This is a genomic window from Pedobacter sp. HMWF019 (genome assembly GCF_003061025.1).
Taxonomy (GTDB): domain Bacteria; phylum Bacteroidota; class Bacteroidia; order Sphingobacteriales; family Sphingobacteriaceae; genus Pedobacter.
Genome location: NZ_QAIL01000609.1, coordinates 1 through 2,861 on the forward strand (window position 1 = coordinate 1; position 2,861 = coordinate 2,861).

The following is a 2,861-nucleotide window of genomic DNA, read 5'->3' on the forward strand; positions in this document are numbered from 1 at the left end:
ACGATAGACAGTCTGAAATATATAGATGATTTGAATATCAAAGCCATTCAGCTTTATCACATTAATGCAGACAGCACTTTTCGATTAGCCAACCAAGCCAGGAGAATAGCAAACAGGCTCAATTATGACAAAGGCAGAGCCGATGCGCTAAATAACATAGGCATCGTATTCGTGGTTAAAGGGAATTTGAATCTCGCACTACGCTACTATAATCAAGCTTATAAATTATATTATAAAATAAAAGATTCTTCTAACTGTGTACAGTTAGTTATGAACATGGCATTGGTTTATAAAGGCGATGGCAAAGACAACCGTGCTATAGAAAGATTTGATGCGGCAATGTCAATGTGTAAAAAATTAAAACAGGATTCCATAGTATCCCTTGTTATTTCTAATTATTTGCTATGCTATCCAAATAAATTTAAAGGTCGGCTTAAAAAACAATACATCGCTCAGGCAAAAAAAATCGCTGTTAAATATAAAGACCTGCGCACCATCTTAGTTATTGAAAGTATCGTCGCCGATGATCTTATTGCTCAGGGTAAACGGAAACAAGGGCTAGTATTGCTTCGTCAGATAATTGATACGACGATCAATAAGAAGTTCTATTATTTATCGATGGATATGTTGGTTGATATGGGTGATCAGCTTGCAAAAACGGATCCGTCATCAGCTACAGAATATTACAAGAAAGGATTAACTATTGCGAATCAAAATGGCATACTGATTTACAGTGAGATGATCGCAATGAGGTTATTTGATCTTTATACAAAGCGAAAAGATCTCACTACCGCAGCACTCTATAGCCGTCAGTTAATCTCCTTACATAAGGAGAAAGACAGTATCGATGATTCAACCAGTATAGATTACTTAGACTACGTATTTAAAGAAGATCGGGTAAATTCTTTGATGGAACGGTCAAAATATCAAATTGCCTTCTTAATTCTAACGGCCATCACTTGTTTATTGGTGATGGTCATCCTCATTATAGTTAGAAAAAATCTGAGGCGAACAAAAAAGCTGAATGAGCAGGTCATAAATCAGAACAATCAAATGAAAGATGCGCTTGGGGCACTTGAACAGAGTCAGGCAGAAAACACGAATATGTTAAGAGTGGTTGCGCATGATCTTCGCAGTCCTGCTGCAGGGATATATTCTATTGCATGTTTAATGATGGAAGAAACTGGTCGTTCTGATAGTGATCAGGAAATGCTCGGACTGATTAAAGATTCAAGTGAAAATTCACTCGAACTGGTTAATGACTTACTTAAAAAACAATTCAAAACAGACAGCCTGCTCAAAACACCAGTTGATTTGGCAGAAATGCTTCGGTATTGTGTTGCCTTATTAGAGGGCAGCGCAAAAGCAAAAGCTCAACAAATCAGCTTGCAGGTTAAACCGGTTACACTTTTGGCCAACAGAGAAAAACTTTGGAGAGTGATCAGTAATCTAATTACCAATGCAATTAAATTTAGTCCGAACCAGGCAATAATTGAAGTTAGAATGGAGGAAACTGCAGATTATGTTCGGATAAGCGTAGCTGATGAAGGTATTGGCATACCGGTTGAAATAGAAAATGAAATTTTCGGCATGTTTGCAAAAGTCGGCCGGGCAGGGACGGCAGGTGAGGAATCTTTTGGCCTTGGATTAGCGATCTCCAGGCAAATTGTACATGCACATGGCGGAAAAATCTGGTTTGAAAGGCAGGCAATAAAAGGAGTAACATTTTTTGTAGAACTGCCCTTTTCAGCAGAATAGATTTATGTCGTTTATCTTTTGACAATTTAATATCAAACGTTTGCGTGATAATTCTTCGGTTTACTGAATATAGATAACTCTATATTGGCTGTAATTACTGTTACCACAATCACGATGAAAACATTTTGGACTCCTAAACCTCAAAACAAAGCTTTACTAACCATAGCTTTTACAGTACTGACGGTCTATGCTCCGGCTATTGCTGCACAGAAACCAGGTACTTATCAACAGATTCTTCAAAAGGATCACAAAATCATTACTGCAAAAAAGATCAACCCGACTACGATTGACGTCTTGCTATCTGATCAGCAACATTTAACTTTTGATTTCTACAGCGATCAGATTTTCAGGCTTTTTCAGGACAATTCGGGTGGCCAGATGAGAGATCCGGAGGCTAAACCTGAGGCTAAAATCCTGGTTGCAAACCCAAGAAGACAAGTGGTAAAATTAAATGTAACTGATGAAAACAACCTGATTACGATCACTACCGGTAAGATATCGATCCAAATAGACAAAAACACCACTTTATTCAAAGTGATCAACCTGAGCACCCGTACACTCGTACTTGAAGAAACAGCTCCTATCCGTTTTGAAAAATCCGAAGTAGGGCTAAGCTTAAAAGAAGATCCACAGGAGTATTTCTATGGTGGGGGTGTACAGAACGGTCGTTTCTCCCATAAGGGAAAGGCGATCTCTATTGAAAACCAAAACAGCTGGACTGATGGCGGAGTAGCCTCTCCCACTCCTTACTACTGGTCGTCAAAGGGCTATGGAATCTTATGGCATACCTTCAAGAAGGGAAAATATGACTTTGGTGCCAAAGAAAAAGGCCTGGTCAAACTCGTCCATGAGACCAATTATCTGGATGTCTTTTTCATGGTTGGCAATGGAGCACCAGCGCTTTTAAACAGCTTTTACCAGTTGACTGGAAATCCTGTATTGCTCCCTAAATTTGGTTTTTATGAGGGGCATTTAAATGCTTATAACCGGGATTTCTGGAAAGCTGACGACAAAGGAAATTTGTTTGAGGACGGTAAGCGCTATAAAGAAAGTCAGAAAGATAACGGAGGAATTAAGGAATCTTTAAATGGGGAGAAGAACAA

At 38.8% G+C, this 2,861-nt stretch carries 2 protein-coding genes; both read left to right on the plus strand.

Features of this window, described 5'->3' with window-relative positions; all coding sequences use genetic code 11:
* Positions 1 to 1,758: tetratricopeptide repeat-containing sensor histidine kinase (locus DBR11_RS28735; protein WP_199234007.1), on the plus strand; the 1,758-nt coding region annotated here is incomplete at its 5' end.
* 114 nt (positions 1,759 to 1,872) lie between these two features.
* Positions 1,873 to 2,861, plus strand: a 989-nt coding sequence (locus DBR11_RS28740) for an alpha-glucosidase domain-containing protein (protein WP_146186715.1), incomplete at its 3' end; no start/stop codon positions are given.